We start from the raw sequence: 17,809 nt of genomic DNA on the forward strand, positions 1-17,809 counted from the left end.
CACGGGGCTATTCCTGATCGTCTTCCGCCGGGGCTGGCGTCTGCTGCTGGCTCCAGTCGGTGTCCTGCTTCTGCATCAAGGCAAACCAGTGCTGGCGCATGAACTCCAGGTACGGTTTGGGCGCCTTGGCAAAATCTTCTTCGTCGCCGTAACAGCCAGGAAGCGGCAGCTCGGTACCCTGCTCCTTGTACTGGCTGACCAGCGCCTGTTGGGCGGCGATGCTGCAATCCTTGGGCAACGGCATGCCCTGCAGGGCGCCGGCGTCTTCATCCCACCAGCTGGCGCCATAGCGGTCGATGCCGCGCAGGCGGTACTTCTGCGACTTGCCGATGTGCATGATCAGCTTGAAATCATTGGGGCTGACGTCACTGGTGCAGGTGCGGCTATACCCCACGGTGACCTGGCTGATGCCATCGCCCAGCAGGTCGGTGACCTGGGTGGCGTCGCTGTTGAAGTGCGCGCCGGCATCGAACTCGCAATGCTGCACGTCGTCGTAGAGCATCCACAGGCGCTTGGGCCGGTCACCGTCGAGCAGGTACTGGGCGGCGTAGACAAAGGCCGACTGCGCACCGTCGTCGTCGCGTTCGCTGACTTGCTCTGCGAGTACCAACAGGTTCTTGCCCTGTTTGTCGCTCCAGACGAAGGCGCCGACCTGTTTACCCCGCACTTCTACGCCATCGGGCACCTGGTCGATGGACGTCAGTGCCACGCCGTCATCGGCCCGCACACTCGTGGCCCAGGCCACCGTCATCAACAACACCATCAACATTGGCCGTAAACGCTGCACGCTATTCATCCGACTGCCCTGGCAAGAGATGGCTTACTTTACCGGCACTTGCGCGGCATTGCAGAGAAGATTCTTCAGGAACCAGCCCGCGCGCAGAAAAAGCCTACCGGCCCTTCTCCCCTCATCGGCACGGCGTTGTCCGTACTTCTGCTGTTTACCTGAACCCTAGCTGTCTACCTGCCAAAAAAACGACTTTTTCATCTGCGTTTCATATTCGTTGAACATTTTTGCGCTTAATCTTGGCGGAACGACTTGAGAACGAACCGTACTTTGCAGGTTAACTCGTTGATTCCGCTTTACCTTTGAGCATTTTGGTCTTTACTCACGAAAGCCATGGAAGACCCACTGTGACCTGTCAGGACTGTCGAATGAATGCCACAAATCAACGCTATTTTTGATCGGATGCCCGGCATCCGAGGCTGACGATAACTGCTGTCTTTACGCTCCAAGTTGCTCTAACCCCCGAGGTAATGAATCTTTGAAACCCTATCCAATTCATTGCGTGTCGATCGTTATCCCGGTCTACAACGAACAAGAAAGCCTGCCTGAACTGCTGCGCCGCACCATGGCCGCCTGCAAACAACTGGCTTACGAATACGAAATCATCCTGGTGGACGACGGCAGCCGCGACAACTCCGCGCAATTGCTGGAAGACGCCGCCGCGCTCGAAGGCAGCAATGTGGTGGCGGTGATCCTCAACCGCAACTACGGCCAGCACGCCGCAATCATGGCCGGCTTCGAGCATTGCCGGGGCGACGTGGTGATCACCCTGGACGCCGACCTGCAAAACCCGCCGGAAGAAATCCCGCGTTTGGTCGAACAGGCCGCCCTGGGCTATGACGTGGTTGCCACCGTGCGCAACAACCGCCAGGACTCGGCCTTCCGCCGCTGGCCGTCGCGCCTGATCAACCTCGCCGTGCAACGCTCCACCGGCGTGGCCATGAGCGACTACGGCTGCATGCTGCGTGCTTATCGCCGCACCATCGTCGACGCCATGCTGGCCTGCCGCGAGCGCAGCACCTTTATCCCGATCCTGGCCAACAGCTTTGCGCGCCACACCACGGAAATCCTGGTGCATCACGCCGAGCGTGAACACGGCGAGTCCAAATACAGCCCGATGCGCCTGATCAGCCTGATGTTCGACCTGCTGACCTGCATGACCACCACGCCATTGCGCCTGTTGAGCATCGTCGGTTTCAGCCTGGCGGCCCTGGGTATGCTCTTCGCCTTTGCACTGATCGTGCTGCGTATCGCTTTCGGTTCCGGTTGGGCCGGCGACGGCATGTTCGTGCTGTTCGCCGTATTATTCGTGTTCACCGGTGGCCAGTTCATCGGCATGGGCCTTCTGGGTGAATACCTGGGCCGCATGTACAGCGATGTGCGGGCCCGCCCACGGTTCTTTATCGAAAAAGTGCTGCGCAACCAACCGGCAGCACCGGCCGAGACCTTTACGGTCGACGGCCTGACGTCCTCCCACACATCTACTTCTCCTTCCGATCAGGTTTCGTCATGAATTCAAACGCTGTTGTCTTCGCTTACCACGATATTGGCTGTGCTGGCATTGAAGCCCTGCTCAATGCGGGTTACGAAATTGCTGCCGTGTTCACCCATGCCGATGATCCCAAGGAAAACAATTTCTACGGTTCCGTCGCCCAGCTATGCGCCCGCAATGGCATCCCGGTGCACGCCCCGGAAGACGCCAACCACCCGCTGTGGATCGAGCGCATCGCCAAGCTGAACCCGGACTACATCTTCTCGTTCTACTACCGCAACCTGCTGAGCGAAGCTCTGCTGGCCACCGCCAAAAAAGGCGCGTTCAACCTGCACGGCTCCCTGCTGCCTAAATACCGTGGCCGCGCACCGGCCAACTGGGTGCTGGTCAACGGCGAAACCGAAACCGGCGTGACCCTGCACCGCATGGTCAAGCGTGCCGATGCCGGCGCGATCCTGGCCCAGCAGAAAGTCGTGATCGAGCGCACCGACACCGGCCTGACCCTGCACGCCAAACTGCGTGACGCCGCCACCAACCTGCTGCGCGATGCCCTGCCGCAACTGGCTCAAGGCAAGCTGACCGAAACCGCCCAGGACGAAAGCAAGGCCACCTACTTCGGTCGTCGCACCGCCGCAGACGGCAAACTGGATTGGAAAAAACCGGCTGAAGAGCTGTTCAACCTGGTTCGCGCCGTTACCCAACCATACCCGGGTGCCTTCTGCGCCGTGGGCGAGCACAAGCTGATCGTCTGGAACGCCGAAGTCGTCAAGGGCAACGAAGGCCTGGCGCCAGGCCGCGTGATCAGCGTCAACCCGCTGCGCATCGCCTGCGGTGAAGACTCCCTGGTGGTCAAGTCCGGCCAGCGCAACGAGAACGGCCTGTACCTGGCCGGCCCGTCCCTGGCGGATGAACTGGGCCTGGTGGACGGTTCCGTACTGCGCGGCGCCGAGTCCGGCCGCAAGCCCCGTCGTACCCGCGTGCTGATCCTGGGTGTGAACGGTTTCATCGGTAACCACCTGTCCGAGCGCCTGCTGCGTGACGACCGTTACGAAATCTACGGCCTGGACATCGGCTCCGACGCCATCGAGCGCCTGCGCAGCCACCCGAACTTCCACTACGTGGAAGGCGACATCAGCATCCACTCCGAGTGGATCGAGTACCACATCAAGAAGTGCGACGTGGTCCTGCCGCTGGTGGCCATCGCCACCCCGATCGAATACACCCGCAACCCGCTGCGCGTATTTGAACTGGACTTCGAAGAGAACCTGAAACTGGTTCGCTACTGCGTGAAGTACAACAAGCGCGTGATCTTCCCGTCGACCTCCGAAGTGTATGGCATGTGCCAGGACCAGTACTTCGACGAAGACACCTCCAACCTGGTGGTGGGCCCGGTCAACAAGCAGCGCTGGATCTACTCGGTCTCCAAGCAACTGCTGGACCGCGTGATCTGGGCCTACGGCGACAAGGGCCTGAAGTTCACCCTGTTCCGTCCATTCAACTGGATGGGCCCGCGCCTCGACCGCCTGGACTCGGCCCGTATCGGCAGCTCCCGCGCCATCACCCAGCTGATCCTGAACCTGGTGGAAGGCACGCCGATCCGTCTGTTCGACGGTGGCGAGCAGAAGCGTTGCTTCACTGACATCGCCGACGGTATCGAGGCCCTGGCGCGCATCATCGATAACGACAACGATAACTGCAACGGCCAGATCATCAACATCGGCAACCCGGAAAACGAAGCCAGCATCCGTCAGTTGGGCGAAGAACTGCTGCGTCAGTTCGAAGCTCACCCGCTGCGCAGCAACTTCCCTCCGTTCGCCGGTTTCCGCGACGTGGAAAGCAAGGCGTTCTACGGCACCGGTTACCAGGACGTGGCGCACCGCAAGCCAAGCATCGACAACGCCAAGCGCCTGCTGAACTGGGAGCCTACCGTGGAGATGAGCGAAACCATCGGCAACACCCTGGATTTCTTCCTGCGTGAAGCCATGCTCGAAATCGCGGACAAGCGTTGATGCAAGCGGGTCTACGCATCGACGTCGACACTTACCGAGGCACCCGTGAAGGGGTGCCAAGGTTGTTGGAGTCGCTTGATGAAGCCGGGGTCAAGGCGACCTTCTTCTTCAGCGTCGGGCCGGACAACATGGGGCGCCACTTGTGGCGCCTGATCCGCCCGCAGTTCCTGTGGAAGATGCTGCGCTCCAACGCGGCCGGTTTGTACGGCTGGGACATTTTGCTGGCCGGCACCGCCTGGCCGGGCAAACCCATTGGCCGCGACCTGGGGCACCTGATGCGCCAGGCCAAGGCCGCCGGGCATGAAGTCGGGCTGCACGCCTGGGATCATCACGGCTGGCAAGCCAACACCGGGCGCTGGAGCGATGCACAGCTGATCGAGCAGATTCGCCGTGGCGTCGACACCTTGAGCGACATCCTCGGTGAACCCATCGACTGCTCAGCCGCCGCGGGCTGGCGTGCCGATGAGCGCGTGGTGCAAGCCAAGCAACAGTTCAATTTCCGTTACAACAGCGATTGCCGTGGTACCAGCCTGTTCCGGCCGACCCTGGCGGATGGCAGTGCCGGCACACCACAAATTCCGGTGGACATGCCGACCTTCGACGAAGTCGTGGGACCGGTGGTGGCCGCCAAGGATTTCAATAGCTACATCCTCGACCGCTTCAAGCCGTCGAAGCTCAACGTCTATACGATCCACGCAGAAGTAGAAGGGATTCTGATGGCCAATGATTTTCGCCAGTTGCTCGCCCAGGCAGGGCAGCGCGGCATCGCGTTCGAACCGTTGGGCGACCTGTTGCCCGCCGACCTCACCACCCTGCCCCAGCAACAGCTGGTGCGTGGTGCGTTGAGCGGCCGTGAAGGCTGGCTCGGAGTGCAAAAGGCATGATCCGGCGCTGGGCCCTGCCCCTGCTCCTGCTGGCCTTCGGGGTGTTCTACCTGATCCCGTTGGCCACCCACGGCCTGTGGATCCCCGACGAAACCCGCTATGCACAGATCAGCCAGGAAATGCTGCTGACCGGCAAATGGGCCTCGCCACACTTCATGGGGATTCGCTACTTCGAGAAACCGGCGGCCGGTTACTGGATGATCGCGCTGGGCCAGGCGATTTTCGGGCAGAACCTGTTCGGCGTGCGTTTTGCCTCGGCCCTGAGCACCGGCTTGAGCATCCTGCTGGTGTATTTCGTGGCCCGGCGTTTGTGGAACGACCCGCGCAAGAGCCTGGTCAGCGCCGTGCTGTACATGAGTTTTGTGAGCGTCGCGTTCCTGGCGGGCTATGCGAACCTCGACCCGCAGTTCACCTTCTGGGTCAACCTGACCGGGGCGGCGCTGTGGTTCTGCTTCGACAGCACCACCACCCGCGGCCGGCTGTGGTCGTGGGCCTTGCTCGGGTTCGCCTGCGGCATGGGGTTCATGACCAAGGGTTTCCTTGCCTGGTTGCTGCCGGTGCTGATCGCCCTGCCCTACGTGCTCTGGCAAAAACGCATTCGTGAACTGCTCACCTATGGCCTGGTGGCCGTGGTGGTGGCGATTGTCGTGAGCCTGCCCTGGGCGCTGATGGTGCATGCCCAGGAACCGGACTACTGGAATTTCTTCTTCTGGCACGAGCACATCCAGCGCTTTGCCGGCGACGACGCCCAGCACTCCGAGCCCTTCTGGTATTACCTGCCGCTGATGGTTGCGTTCACCCTGCCGTGGATGGCGTTGCTGCCGTCCACCGTGAAGCAGGCATGGCTGGAAAAACGCAACAGCAAGGTCGCCTTCCTGCTGCTGTGGCTGCTGATGCCGCTGGCGTTCTTCAGCCTGGCCAAGGGCAAGCTGCCGTCGTACATCATGCCCTGCCTGTTGCCACTGGCGCTGCTGATGGGGCATACCCTCGCCGACAAGCTGGCCCAGGCCCGTGGCCGCGTACTGCGCATCAACGGCTGGGTGAATCTGGTCATTGGCGTATTGGCGTTGCTGACCCTGACCTGGTTCCAGCTGAAAAAACCGGTGTACGAGCACGGCCAGGAAACACTCAGCCTGGTGCTGGTGTTCGTCTTCCTGTTCGGCTGGATCATCGCCAACCTGCTGCAAGCCGCCCGCCCGTTGCACATGTGGGCCGCACCGGTGATCGGCAGCTGGTTGCTGGTGGCGCTGGTGCCGGCCGCGTTGCCGCACTCGGTGGTTTATAACAAGACCCCCGACCAGTTCATCATCGACCACCTCCAGGAGCTGCAGCCGACCACTGCGTTGCTGAGCAACGACCTCGGCGCCGCATCGGCCTTGTCATGGCGCCTGCAGCGTCCTGAAGTGATGCTCTACAACACCGTTGGCGAAGTGAAATACGGCATCGCCTTCCCGGACACCGCTTACCGCAAGATCGATGCCGCCAGCGTCCAGCAATGGATGAGCGAGGCGCGCAAGCAAGGCTCGGTGGGCGTGGTGATGCGGGTCAAGGGTGACGACGAACGCCAGGAAGTGGACCTGCTGCCCAAAGACGGCAAGCGTTACGAGCAGGGCAATATCGTGATTCTGATCTTCCCGCAGAGCGCGCCATGACCACTCTGTTGCTGTTGTTAGGTGCCTGCCTGCTGACCTGCATGGGCCAGGTGTCCCAGAAGTTTGCCGTGGAAGGCTGGCGTGACCAGCCCGACGGTTGGGCCCTGAAGCTGCGCTCGCCGTGGCTGTGGTCGGCGCTGGTGTGCCTGGGCCTGGGTTTGCTGGTGTGGCTGCTGGTGCTGCAACGTTTGGAAGTCGGCATCGCCTACCCGATGCTGAGCCTCAACTTTGTATTGGTCACCCTGGTGGCGCGCTTTGTGTTCCATGAACACATCGATGGTCGCCACTGGTTCGGCGTGCTGCTGGTGATTGCCGGTGTGGTGCTGCTGGGGCGTCAGGTATGAGTCGCGCTCGCGGTTTTGCCCTGGCCCTGGGCAGCGTGGCACTGGTCAGCGGTGCCCAGTTGGGCATGCGCTGGAGCATGACGCGCCTGCCATTGCCCACCGAATGGCTGACAGCACTCAACACGGGTGCCATCGACCTCGGCGCACTGGGCGTGGTGATCCTGGCGATCATCGCCTATGCCCTGTCGATGCTCTGCTGGCTTGGCGCGCTCAAAGACCTGCCGCTGGGCCGTGCCTACTCGCTGCTCAGCATCAGCTACGCATTGGTCTACCTGCTGGCCGCCAGCCTGCCGGTGTTCAACGAACATTTTTCGCTTTCAAAAACTGCGGGAGTGGCCTTGGTCATCCTCGGAGTCCTGACTATCAACTCTCGTCGTGCTAGCACCACAAGTCCCAGGAATGCCCCATGAAAATCAGTGTATTTGGTAGTGGTTACGTCGGTCTGGTGCAGGCCACCGTATTGGCCGAAGTCGGTCACGATGTCATCTGCATGGACGTTGACGAGAACAAGGTCAAGCTGCTGCAACAGGGCCACGTGAGCATCTTCGAGCCGGGGCTGGCGGCCATGGTCAAGGAAAACCTCGAAGGCGGACGCCTGACGTTTACCTATGATGAAAAACTCGCCGTCGAACATGGCGAAGTGCTGTTCATCGCCGTGGGCACCCCCTCCGATGAAGACGGTTCGGCCGACCTGAAATACGTGCTGTCCGTGGGCGATGCAGTGGCTCGCCACCGTATCGACCCGGTGATCCTCGTGGAAAAATCCACCGTACCCGTAGGCACCGGCGACACCTTGCGTGCGCACATGGAAAAAGCCCTGCGCATTGCCGGCCGCCACCTGGAGTTCGATATCGTCTCCAACCCGGAATTCCTCAAGGAAGGCTCGGCCGTTGCCGACTGCCGCCGCCCGGACCGGATCGTCATCGGCTGCGAACGTGAAGAAGTGCGCGAGGTGATGCGTGAGTTGTATGCACCGTTCAACCGCAACCACGACCGCATCATCTTCATGGACCTGCGCAGCGCCGAACTGACCAAGTACGCCGCCAACTGCATGCTGGCCACCAAGATCAGCTTTATCAACCAGATCGCCGAACTGGCCGAACACCTGGGCGCCGACATCGAAGCCGTGCGCCTGGGCATTGGTGCCGACTCGCGTATCGGCTACCACTTCATCTACCCAGGCTGCGGTTATGGCGGCTCGTGTTTCCCCAAGGACATGCGCGCCCTGATCCACAGCGCCAAGGCCGCCAACTGCTCCAGCGACCTGCTGGAGGCCGTGGAAGCCATCAACCAGCGCCAGAAGAGCAAGCTGTTCGAACGCGCCAATGCATTCTTCAAGGGCGACCTGCGCGGCAAGACCTTCGCCTTGTGGGGCCTGGCGTTCAAGCCCAACACCGACGACATGCGCGATGCGCCAAGCCGGGTGCTGATGGAAGCCTTGTGGGCCGCCGGCGCCAATGTACGTGCGTTTGACCCGGAAGCCATGCAGGAAACCCAGCGCATCTACGGTGATGACCCGCGCCTGATGCTGATGGGCACCCCGGAATCCACCCTGAGTGGCTCTGACGCCTTGATCATCTGCACCGAATGGCAACAGTTCAAGGCACCGGACTTCGACCTGATCCAGCAACGCCTGAAAACCCCGGTGATCTTCGACGGCCGCAACCTGTACGACGGCGAACGCCTGGCACGCAAAGGCATCCAGTACTTCCCGATGGGCCGCGGCGATTCCTGCAACTTGCCGATCCCCCAGCAAAACTGGGCGCCTCAGGCCGAGGAAGCCTGAGACGTGGACAAAGCTCATCGGCCCCTGCTCAGCCCGACGATCCGCCGACACTCATGGATCCTGGGGCTGCTGGCCCTGATCCTGTTTGTCGCGGGCAACTGGAACCAGGCAATCATCGGCTTTGACTCGCGCTTCGTGCTGTTCGCCCAGGAGATGCTGCGCCACGGGCCGGGGTTCTTCCCGACCACGTACGGGCAACCTTATGCCGATTACCTGGCCACCTCGACGCTGCTGACCTGGCTGCTGTCGGTGCCCCTGGGGCAGGTCACCAGCCTGACGGCCTGGCTGCCCACGGCCATCGCTTCGGCGCTGATCGTGGTGCTGCTCTACCGGCTGACCGCGCCCTACTCCCGGCGCTGGGCACTGCTGAGCATCGCGGTGATGCTGCTCAGCAGTACCTTCATCAGCGAAACCCGCGCGGTGTCCCTCGACCAGATGCTGGCGGCAGTGGCCCTGACAGTCTTCTACCTGGGTTACGCCCACGACCACTTCGGCGCCGGCAAGCGCCTGCACTGGCTGTTTGCGCTGCTGATCGTGGGGTTCGCGATCCGTGGGCCGATCGGCCTGGTGATCCCCACCGGCATGCTGTGCAGCTATTACCTGATCAACCGGCAATGGCGCCAGCTCTTCAGTTTCGGCCTGCTGGCGTTGGCGTTACTGGCGGCGTGCGTGGGCCTGCTGTTGCTGCTGGCCAAGCTCAGTGGCGGTGAAACGTTCATGCAGGACGTGATCCGCATGCAGTTCCTGGGTCGCATGGACGGCACCGAAGGCTCCGGCAGCGCGCTGTATTACTTCAGCAGTTCGCTGGGTAACTACGCGCCGGCGTATCCGTTGGCAATACTCGCGCTGATTGCGATTGTCGCCGGTGGCCGCGAGGACAAGGGCCCGGCGCTGAAACTGGTGCTGTACTGCCTCGCCGCCGGCTTGATCGTGATGATCGGCTTGTCGGTGCCCCAGGCGAAAAAAGCGCGCTATGTGCTGCCGATGCTGCCCCTGGCCGCGATCATCGCCGCGTATCCGTTCCAGGTGTCGCGGGGCAGACTGTTCGCCGGGCTGCGCTGGCTGATGCTGGGGTTGTGGACGGTCATTCCGGGGCTGCTGATCGCAGGCTTGTTCGTGGCGCGTCACCGCTTCCCCGAGCAGATTGGCAGCCTCAATCCGGTGTTCGGGATCCTGATCGCGATCCAGGTACTGGTGCTGGGCTTGCTGTTCAACCGGCGGCTTCGCTACGTGGGCCCGGCCTTCGCCGCGGTATTGGCGGTGTGGCTGGCGTATATCGTGATGGTCGAGCCGCTGGAGCGCCGGTTGTATGACACGCGCACCTTTACCCTCCAGGCCCACGCGCTGACCCAGCTACAACCGGCGCCGCTGGTATTGCACGCACTGGGCAAGGACGCAAAAGCCATCAAGTTCATGGTCAACCTCGATTGCGACCGGGTGCCGTTGTTTACCCAGTTGCCTGCCGACCTGGCGCCGATCCAGGCTCCTGCATGGCTGATCATGAGCCAGTCGGACTATGAAGCGTTGAGCGACCCGCGTTTTCGTTCACTGCAGCCGGTACTGACCGGCCAGTTCGACAAGAACCCTTACGTACTGCTGCATTTGATCAAACCCGCACAACCTTGATACAGGGCGCGGGATAAGCGGAACCAACCGCTTATCCCGCGCCAGTACATTCAGTAGTTATAAATCCAAGTGTATGTAAGAAACTTCTTTGCCCATTCAACTTCGAAACTTTTAGCGTAGCAACTATCGAGAAACATCCTACGCATCTATACGCTGCTACCGATAAGACGCCCTCTTCCCGCCCCTAGCCCTCGACTGTAGACTCGCCTGCCAAGCGAGTTAATTATTTAATAACTTTTAACTATTTTCAGAAGTTCCAAAGGTGCGGTGTAAGGCATTCCTGTTACTTTCGAAAGAAACTCGACGAACGTAGCAGCAAGCCATCAATCAAGACATGCCCCGCTTAAACGAACAGTCGAAATAACAATAAAGACCTTTAAACAGCATTCAGCGCTGCCGTTTATTTCATTTAGAGGAATGTTTTGTGTCCGACCGTCGATTGCCCGACCCCTCAACCTCTGACGCTGTCGCGCCTTTGTCCCGCGACAGAGTCAATGCGGGTTACATCCCGCTGCCAAAACTGGATCGGCTGATGGAACTGCGTGATGCACTGGTGGTGCTCAAGGGGCCATTGGCCAACAATCCATCGCTGCGGGAAAATGTACAAAACCTGCTGATCAACGAGGAAACCGATGACCGTGTGCTGGGCAAGATCAGCAACCCCATGCCACCGCCAACCCGCCTGATACCGTTTGGCTGACACGTTTTACTGCAAAAATACTGCACTTGACCTGCATTAATATGCATTGGCAGCAGTCTTCATCGATTGGCACACTGCACAGGTTCCTCCCCCAAATGCAGGAACTTCTTTAAAGGGCTTTTCCGGGAAACCAGGCAAGCCTTTTTTTTCGCCCGCTTTTCACGGATCGTCTGTCAATGCTCGCTCGCTGGTTACCCGCTGCCATCAATACCCGCCCTGCCGAATGGAGTCGTGCCGCCATCGGCATGGCCCTGGGCACACTGTTCAGCGTCTGGGTATGCGCCCAGGTGTTCGGCACCGAGGTGGCCCTGCACCTGATAGGCCCGCTGGGAGCCTCGGCGGTGCTGCTGTTTGCCGTATCCTCCGGCGCGCTGGCCCAGCCCTGGTCGATCATCGGCAGCTACCTGTGTGCCGGGATCGTTGCGCTGCTGGTGGCCCGGGTATTGGGCCGAACGCTGGGCAGCGCATGCCTGGCTGCCGGGATGACCGTGATCCTGATCTGCTGGCTGCGCTGCCTGCATCCACCGGCGGGCGGCCTGGCCATGAGCCTGGTGCTGGCTGACCCCGCCTCGATTGCCATGGGCTGGCACGAACTTGCCGCAGTCATGCTGGGCGCCACGGCCTTGTTGGCCTGCGCGCTGGCCTACAACAACGCCACGCGCACGCGTTACCCCAAGGGCACCCGCGAACCGGCTGCGCCGATCTTTATGCCAATCGCCACCGAAAACCCCGGGATCAGCGCCGAGGACCTCAAGCAGGCCCTCGCCGAGCGCGAGCAGTTCCTGGACGTTACCCCGCAGGAACTGGAAGAGCTGATCCAGGCCAGCGAGCGGTATGCCCGGCGGCGCACCATCGGCGCGGTTTTCCAGCACCAGGGCCAGCCTCCTCCATAAGGCAAAAATGCAAAAACGACCTGCATGATTCCGACTTGTACTGGGCAAATTTGCACTGGTACGATCGCGAGATGGTTCGCCCGCGAACATCTTGATAAAGAACAATAAAAGCAGGGAGTTAGAGATGACTGCTCAGGTTTCATCCGAGGCAAGCAGCGCCGGGATTGTGCAAGACGAGGTCCTGGCGCACGTACGCAACCATATTGGCCACCTGACCCTCAATCGCCCCGCAGGCCTTAACGCCCTCACCCTGGACATGGTCCGCAGCCTCAGCCGGCATTTGCAGGCGTGGGCGGAGGATCCCCAGGTGCATGCCGTGGTGTTGCGCGGTGCCGGTGAAAAAGCCTTCTGCGCCGGCGGCGACATTCGCTCGCTGTACGACAGCTTCAAGAGCGGCGACACCCTCCACGAAGACTTCTTCGTCGAGGAATACGCCCTCGACCTCGCCATTCACAACTATCGCAAACCGGTCCTGGCACTGATGGACGGCTTCGTCCTTGGCGGTGGCATGGGCCTGGTCCAAGGCGCCGACCTGCGGGTGGTCACCGACCGCAGCCGCCTGGCAATGCCCGAGGTGGCCATCGGGTATTTCCCTGACGTGGGCGGCAGCTATTTCCTGCCGCGCATTTCCGGGGAACTGGGGATCTACCTCGGGGTGACCGGCGTGCAGATTCGCGCCGCCGACGCCCTGTATTGCGGCCTGGCGGACTGGTACCTCGACAGCACCCGGCTCGCCGACCTCGATCAGCGCCTGGACCGCCTGGAATGGCACGATTCTCCCCTCAAGGACCTGCAAGGCCTGCTGGCCAGCCTCGCGGTGCAACAATTGCCCGACGCCCCTCTGGCGGCGCTACGCCCAGCCATCGATCACTTCTTTGCCTTGCCGGACGTGCCGAGCATCGTTGAGCAATTGCAGCAAGTCACCGTCGCCGACAGCCATGACTGGGCATTGACCACCGCCAGCCTGATGCAGACGCGCTCCCCCCTGGCCATGGCCGTGACCCTGCAGATGCTGCGTCGCGGGCGCCACCTGCCGCTGGAGCAATGCTTTGCCCTGGAACTGCACCTGGACCGCCAATGGTTTGCCCGTGGCGACCTGATCGAAGGCGTCCGCGCCCTGCTGATCGACAAGGACAAAACCCCTCGCTGGAACCCTCCAACCCTGCAGGCGTTGGAGGCTGATCATGTCGAAAGCTTCTTCCGCGACTTCGACAAGAACGGGAACTAAGTCATGCAAGATATTGAATTTACAGAAGAACAAGTGATGATCCGCGACATGGCGCGGGACTTTGCCCGTGGCGAAATCGCCCCCCACGCCCAGGCTTGGGAAAAGGCCGGCTGGATCGACGATGCTTTGGTCGCCAAGATGGGCGAGTTGGGTTTGCTGGGCATGGTGGTGCCTGAAGAATGGGGCGGCACCTACGTCGACTACGTGGCCTACGCCCTGGCAGTGGAAGAGATTTCCGCTGGCGACGGCGCTACCGGCGCACTGATGAGTATCCATAATTCAGTGGGTTGCGGGCCAATCCTCAACTACGGCTCACAAGCACAAAAGGAAACCTGGTTGGCGGAACTGGCCAGCGGCCAGGCCATCGGTTGCTTCTGCCTTACCGAACCCCAGGCCGGTTCCGAAGCGCACAACCTGCGCACCCGTGCCGAACTGCGGGACGGCCAGTGGGTGATCAACGGCGCCAAGCAGTTTGTCAGCAACGGCAAGCGCGCCAAGCTGGCGATCGTGTTTGCAGTGACCGACCCGGAGCTGGGCAAGAAAGGCATCTCGGCGTTCCTGGTGCCGACCAACACCCCGGGCTTCGTGGTGGACCGTACCGAACACAAGATGGGCATTCGTGCCTCGGACACCTGTGCCGTCACCCTCAACCAGTGCACCGTGCCGGAAGCCAACCTGCTGGGTGAACGCGGCAAGGGCCTGGCCATCGCCCTGTCCAACCTCGAAGGCGGACGCATCGGGATTGCCGCCCAGGCGCTGGGTATTGCGCGTGCCGCCTTTGAGGCCGCGCTGGCCTATGCCCGTGACCGGGTGCAGTTCGACAAGGCGATCATCGAGCACCAGAGCGTGGCCAACTTGCTGGCCGACATGCAAACCCGCCTGAATGCGGCGCGCTTGCTGATCCTGCACGCCGCCCGATTGCGCAGTGCGGGCAAGCCATGCCTGTCGGAGGCCTCCCAGGCCAAGCTGTTTGCCTCGGAAATGGCCGAGAAGGTGTGCTCTTCAGCCATGCAGATTCATGGGGGTTATGGCTATCTGGAGGACTACCCTGTGGAGCGTTACTACCGGGATGCGCGGATTACCCAGATTTACGAGGGCACCAGCGAGATTCAGCGGATGGTGATTGCCAGAGAATTGAAAAACTACCAGCTGTAACAGGTATTTCGCATAACCCATGTGGGAGCGGGCTTGCTCGCGAAGGCGGTGGATCAGTCGATACATCGGGTGACTGTAATACCGCCTTCGCGAGCAAGCCCGCTCCCACATTTTTTGATCTTCAGCGTTTCAGGACAGTGTTTACTTGTCCTTGAACTCCGGCGCACGCTTGGCCACAAACGCCGCCATGCCTTCCTTCTGATCCAGCGTGGCAAACGCCGCGTGGAACACCCGGCGCTCAAAGCGCACGCCTTCGGACAGGCTCACTTCAAACGCGCGGTTCACGCTTTCCTTGACCATCATGCTGATGGGCACCGACTTGCCGGCGATCAGGGTCGCGACCTTCAGTGCTTCGTCCAACAGCTCATCCGCCGGCACTATGCGCGCGACGATCCCGCAGCGCTCGGCTTCCACCGCATCGATAAAGCGCCCGGTCAGGCACATTTCCATGGCTTTGGCCTTGCCCACGGCGCGGGTCAGGCGCTGGGTGCCGCCCATGCCCGGCAGCACGCCGAGGTTGATTTCCGGCTGGCCAAACTTGGCGTTGTCACCCGCCAGGATGAAGTCGCACATCAAGGCCAGTTCACAGCCGCCACCCAGGGCAAACCCGTTGACCGCCGCGATGATCGGCTTGCGGCGGTTGGCCACGCGATCGCTGTCGCTGAACAGGTCGTCGAGGTAGATCTGCGGGTAGGTCAGCTCGGCCATTTCCTTGATGTCGGCACCGGCGGCAAAGGCTTTTTTCGAGCCGGTTAGCACGATGCAGCCGATTTCCGGGTTGGCTTCCAGGCTGTCCAGCGCCTGGTTCAGCTCGCTGACCAGTTGCGCGTTCAGGGCGTTCAGCGCTTGCGGGCGATTGAGGGTGATCAGCCCGACCCGGCCCTGCACGTCCAGCAAAATGCTTTCGTAACTCATAGAGACTCCTCAGAGATTGCGTGAAATGACCATGCGTTGAATATCGCTGGTGCCTTCGTAAATCTGGCAGACCCGCACATCGCGGTAGATCCGCTCCAGGGGAAAGTCGCTCAGGTAACCGTAACCGCCGAGGGTTTGCAAGGCTGCCGAGCAGACCTTTTCGGCCATTTCCGAAGCAAACAGCTTGGCCATGGACGCTTCCACCAGCGCCGGCTTGCCGCTGTCACGCAGGGCGGCGGCGTAATGCACCATCTGCCGCGCCACGGCGATTTGCGTCGCCATGTCCGCCAGGCGGAAGGCCACGGCCTGGTGCTCGATGATCGGCTTGCCAAAGCTTTCCCGCTCGCGGGCGTAGTCCCGGGCCGCTTCAAATGCCGCCCGCGCCATGCCTACCGCTTGCGAAGCAATGCCGACACGCCCGCCTTCGAGGTTGGCCAGGGCGATCCGGTAGCCTTCGCCCTCCTCGCCCAAACGATTGGCCACCGGCACCTTCACATCCTCAAACAGGATCTGGCAGGTGTCGGAAGCATGCTGGCCGAGCTTGTCCTCGACCCGCGCGACGCTGTAGCCCGGCGAGTCGGTGGGCACGATAAAGGCGCTGATGCCGCGTTTGCCTGCAGCCGGATCGGTGACTGCAAACACAATCACGATCCCGGCGTTTTGCCCGGAGGTGATGAACTGCTTGCAGCCATTCAAGACGTAGTGATCGCCCTCCAGCCGGGCACGGGTTTTCAGGCCGCTGGCGTCGGAACCGGCCTGGGGCTCGGTCAAGGCAAACGCACCGAGCATCGCACCACTGGCCAGGGGCTTGAGGAACTGCTCGCGCTGTTGATCATTGCCGAACTTGAGGATCGGCACGCAGCCCACGGAGTTGTGCACGCTCATGATGGTCGAGCAGGCGCCGTCACCGGCAGCGATCTCTTCCAGGGCCATGGCGTAGGCCAGGTAGCCGGTATCACAGCCGCCCCATTGCTCCGGGACCAGCATGCCGAAAAAGCCCAGCTCGGCCATTTCACCAATGGCTTCCTTGGGAAAGCGATGCTCGCGGTCCCACTCGGCAGCGAACGGTTTAAGGCGTTCCTGGGCAAATTGCCGGGCGGCTTCGCTGATTTGCAGTTGTTCGTCATTCGGCAGCATAGGTGTTCCTTAGTACAGGCATTCAACGGCCATGGCCGTGGCTTCACCGCCGCCGATGCAGATCGCTGCAACGCCGCGCTTGAGGCCTTTCTGGCGAAGGGCCGAAAGCAGGGTCACCAGGATCCGCGCGCCGGACGCGCCAATCGGATGGCCCAGGGCACAGGCACCGCCGTGGATGTTGACCTTGCTGTGGGGAATCTCCAGCTTGCTCATGGTCACCAGGCTGACCACGGCAAAGGCTTCGTTGATTTCAAACAGGTCGACTTCGTCGAGGTTCCAGCCGGTCTTGCTCATCAGCTTGCGGATCGCCCCCACCGGCGCTACCGGGAACAGGCCAGGCTCATCGGCAAACGCCGCGTGGCCATGGATCACCGCCAGAGGCTTGAGCCCGCGCTTGTGCGCTTCGGACTGGCGCATCAGCAGCAGCGCCGCCGCACCGTCGGAAATCGAACTGGAGTTGGCTGCCGTCACCGTACCGCCTTCACGGAAGGCCGGCTTCAGGGTGGCGATCTTGTCCAGCTTGGCTTTCGGCGGCTGTTCGTCGTGGATGATGGTTTTCTGTTCCTTGCCCACGGTGACCTGCACCGGGACGATTTCGGCGATGAAGTTGCCGTCGGTGATCGCCTGTTGCGCACGGGTCAGGGACGCAATCGCGAACGCGTCCTGGGCCTCGCGGGAAAAGCCGTTGTGCTCGGCGCAGTCCTCGGCAAAGGTGCCCATCAGGCGGCCCTTGTCGTAGGCGTCTTCAAGGCCGTCGAGGAACATGTGGTCGAGCACCCGGCCGTGGCCCATGCGATAGCCGCTGCGGGCACGGTCCAGCAGGTACGGCGCGTTGGACATGCTTTCCATGCCACCGGCGATGACCACCTCCACGCTGCCTGCCAGCAACGCGTCATGGGCCAGGATCGTGGCTTCCATGCCCGAGCCGCACATCTTGTTGAGGGTGGTGCAGCGCGTGGACTTGTCCAGGCCAGCACCCAGCGCCGCCTGGCGTGCCGGCGCCTGGCCGAGGCCGGCGGGCAGCACGCAACCGAACAGCACTTCATCCACGGCATCGGAAGCGATACCGGCGCGTTCGACCGCTGCACGAATCGCCGCAGCGCCCAATTGCGGAGCGGTGAGGCCTTTGAGATCGCCCTGGAACCCGCCCATCGGGGTGCGTACCGCGCTGACAATAACGATTGGATCAGTCATGAAAAAT

Annotated in this window: 16 protein-coding genes; 12 read left to right on the forward strand and 4 right to left on the reverse strand. The window is 61.6% G+C overall.

The window, feature by feature from the left end:
- Positions 1–7: 7 nt before the first annotated feature.
- Positions 8–796 (reverse strand): M949_RS01915 family surface polysaccharide biosynthesis protein, encoded by a 789-nt coding sequence (locus tag HX818_RS27810; RefSeq protein ID WP_087692999.1) that lies wholly within the window; start codon positions 794–796, stop codon positions 8–10.
- Positions 797–1,265: 469 nt separating this feature from the next.
- Here HX818_RS27810 and arnC point away from each other — a divergent pair, with 469 nt between their 5' ends.
- The 12 genes from arnC to HX818_RS27870 all read left to right on the forward strand — a co-directional run bounded on the left by arnC (position 1,266) and on the right by HX818_RS27870 (position 14,556).
- Positions 1,266–2,300, forward strand: coding sequence for an undecaprenyl-phosphate 4-deoxy-4-formamido-L-arabinose transferase (gene arnC, locus HX818_RS27815; protein WP_003217633.1), 1,035 nt, complete (start codon positions 1,266–1,268; stop codon positions 2,298–2,300).
- A complete protein-coding gene (arnA, locus tag HX818_RS27820; protein ID WP_177021104.1) occupies positions 2,297–4,288 on the forward strand; it encodes a bifunctional UDP-4-amino-4-deoxy-L-arabinose formyltransferase/UDP-glucuronic acid oxidase ArnA in 1,992 nt (663 codons plus the stop codon). Before arnC ends, arnA begins: the two co-directional genes overlap by 4 nt.
- Positions 4,288–5,172 (forward strand): 4-deoxy-4-formamido-L-arabinose-phosphoundecaprenol deformylase, encoded by an 885-nt coding sequence (arnD, locus tag HX818_RS27825; protein WP_177021105.1) that lies wholly within the window; start codon positions 4,288–4,290, stop codon positions 5,170–5,172. The genes arnA and arnD overlap by 1 nt, the downstream gene beginning before the upstream one ends.
- The gene (gene arnT, locus HX818_RS27830) at positions 5,169–6,824 is read left to right on the forward strand and encodes a lipid IV(A) 4-amino-4-deoxy-L-arabinosyltransferase (RefSeq protein ID WP_177021106.1); all 1,656 of its coding nucleotides are present in this window, start codon (positions 5,169–5,171) and stop codon (positions 6,822–6,824) included. The genes arnD and arnT overlap by 4 nt, the downstream gene beginning before the upstream one ends.
- Positions 6,821–7,168 carry a 4-amino-4-deoxy-L-arabinose-phosphoundecaprenol flippase subunit ArnE gene (arnE, locus tag HX818_RS27835; RefSeq protein WP_003217625.1) on the forward strand — a complete coding sequence of 116 codons (348 nt, stop codon included), beginning with the start codon at positions 6,821–6,823 and terminating at the stop codon, positions 7,166–7,168. The genes arnT and arnE overlap by 4 nt, the downstream gene beginning before the upstream one ends.
- The gene (gene arnF, locus HX818_RS27840; protein ID WP_177021107.1) at positions 7,165–7,578 is read left to right on the forward strand and encodes a 4-amino-4-deoxy-L-arabinose-phosphoundecaprenol flippase subunit ArnF; all 414 of its coding nucleotides are present in this window, start codon (positions 7,165–7,167) and stop codon (positions 7,576–7,578) included. The genes arnE and arnF overlap by 4 nt, the downstream gene beginning before the upstream one ends.
- Positions 7,575–8,954 carry a UDP-glucose/GDP-mannose dehydrogenase family protein gene (locus tag HX818_RS27845; protein WP_102369058.1) on the forward strand — a complete coding sequence of 460 codons (1,380 nt, stop codon included), beginning with the start codon at positions 7,575–7,577 and terminating at the stop codon, positions 8,952–8,954. The genes arnF and HX818_RS27845 overlap by 4 nt, the downstream gene beginning before the upstream one ends.
- A 3-nt stretch (positions 8,955–8,957) precedes the next feature.
- Positions 8,958–10,580, forward strand: a complete 1,623-nt coding sequence (locus HX818_RS27850) for a phospholipid carrier-dependent glycosyltransferase (RefSeq protein WP_177021108.1) — start codon at positions 8,958–8,960, stop codon at positions 10,578–10,580.
- Between the two features lie 520 nt (positions 10,581–11,100).
- The gene (locus HX818_RS27855) at positions 11,101–11,280 is read left to right on the forward strand and encodes a type VI secretion system contractile sheath small subunit (protein WP_256344058.1); all 180 of its coding nucleotides are present in this window, start codon (positions 11,101–11,103) and stop codon (positions 11,278–11,280) included.
- Between the two features lie 176 nt (positions 11,281–11,456).
- A complete protein-coding gene (locus tag HX818_RS27860) occupies positions 11,457–12,173 on the forward strand; it encodes an HPP family protein (RefSeq protein WP_102369056.1) in 717 nt (238 codons plus the stop codon).
- Between the two features lie 124 nt (positions 12,174–12,297).
- On the forward strand, positions 12,298–13,401 hold the full coding sequence (locus HX818_RS27865; RefSeq protein ID WP_177021109.1) for an enoyl-CoA hydratase/isomerase family protein: 1,104 nt from the start codon (positions 12,298–12,300) through the stop codon (positions 13,399–13,401).
- 3 nt (positions 13,402–13,404) lie between these two features.
- Complete coding sequence (locus HX818_RS27870) at positions 13,405–14,556, forward strand: acyl-CoA dehydrogenase family protein (RefSeq protein WP_177021110.1); 1,152 nt, start codon at positions 13,405–13,407, stop codon at positions 14,554–14,556.
- Between the two features lie 141 nt (positions 14,557–14,697).
- On the opposite strand, the gene HX818_RS27875 is transcribed toward HX818_RS27870, so the two are convergent.
- From HX818_RS27875 to HX818_RS27885, 3 genes are read right to left on the reverse strand one after another with little or no spacing between them, the layout of a single operon-like run.
- Positions 14,698–15,471: an enoyl-CoA hydratase gene (locus HX818_RS27875; protein ID WP_003217608.1), complete on the reverse strand. Its 774-nt coding sequence runs from the start codon at positions 15,469–15,471 to the stop codon at positions 14,698–14,700.
- Between the two features lie 9 nt (positions 15,472–15,480).
- Positions 15,481–16,608: an acyl-CoA dehydrogenase gene (locus HX818_RS27880; protein WP_008433455.1), complete on the reverse strand. Its 1,128-nt coding sequence runs from the start codon at positions 16,606–16,608 to the stop codon at positions 15,481–15,483.
- Between the two features lie 9 nt (positions 16,609–16,617).
- Positions 16,618–17,802, reverse strand: coding sequence for an acetyl-CoA C-acyltransferase (locus tag HX818_RS27885; RefSeq protein WP_087693007.1), 1,185 nt, complete (start codon positions 17,800–17,802; stop codon positions 16,618–16,620).
- Between the last annotated feature and the right edge of the window lie 7 nt (positions 17,803–17,809).

Origin of the sequence: Pseudomonas sp. F9001, assembly GCF_013385435.1 — a bacterium.
Classification (GTDB): domain Bacteria; phylum Pseudomonadota; class Gammaproteobacteria; order Pseudomonadales; family Pseudomonadaceae; genus Aquipseudomonas.